The sequence below is a fragment of the Streptomyces coffeae genome, from assembly GCF_016741875.1.
GTDB classification, from domain to species: Bacteria; Actinomycetota; Actinomycetes; order Streptomycetales; family Streptomycetaceae; genus Streptomyces; species Streptomyces coffeae.
In genome coordinates, this window is record NZ_JAERRF010000167.1 from 1 (window position 1) to 719 (window position 719).

Consider the following 719-nt stretch of genomic DNA (forward strand, 5'->3'; position numbering starts at 1 on the left):
TTGGCGGGACCTAGGCGAACGGCTCATGCAGCCCATCACCGATTCGGTCATCGTCGACCTCCTGGCCATGGTCGGCTGGGTGTGCTGGGCTGCCTTCGCCTGCTCCATCCTCAAAGAAGTCGCCTGGTACGCGGGCCATGTGCCGCAGCTGCTGCGCGACCGCACGGCCCACACAGCCCACCTGGAAACGCTGTCGGCGCAGCGGACGCTGGCCGCGCTGTGTATCGGCACACTCGTCCTGGCCCTGGTCAGTCTGTGGCGGCCCTACACCGCGCATGCTCATCCCCATGCCACCTCAGGAGATCTTCGCGTCCCTGTAGCTTCCACGGCTCCTGTCAACCCGGCTGCATCGTCGGAGACCGAGCGCCCCTCGATGCGGGAAGCGAGGACCGCTGAGAGCCGGAGTGTGGAGTACACCGTGGCTGAAGGCGACACCCTGTGGACCATCGCCGAGGCGCACCTGGGCGATGCGCTGAAATGGCCACGCATCTACGCCCTGAACAAGACGCGCATTCAGTCCGACGGCGGCCGACTGAGCGACCCGGATCGGCTCACGCCGGGCTGGCAACTCACCATCCCCGTCACCCCATCCGCCTCATCGCCACGGCCTCCTACTCCTCCAACGCCGCCTACCGCACCGGCGAAGCCTTCCTCTCCCTCCACATCAGCGGCAGACGTCCCCACCCCGGCAACCCGCGGCCTCAGCCCGCAGCGTGAGA

The 719-nt window shown here is 67.6% G+C and carries 1 protein-coding gene; it reads left to right on the forward strand.

The features are described from left to right. Positions 1-25: 25 nt before the first annotated feature. The coding region (locus JK363_RS41505; RefSeq protein ID WP_236076597.1) for a LysM peptidoglycan-binding domain-containing protein at positions 26-719 on the forward strand (694 nt) is incomplete at its 3' end.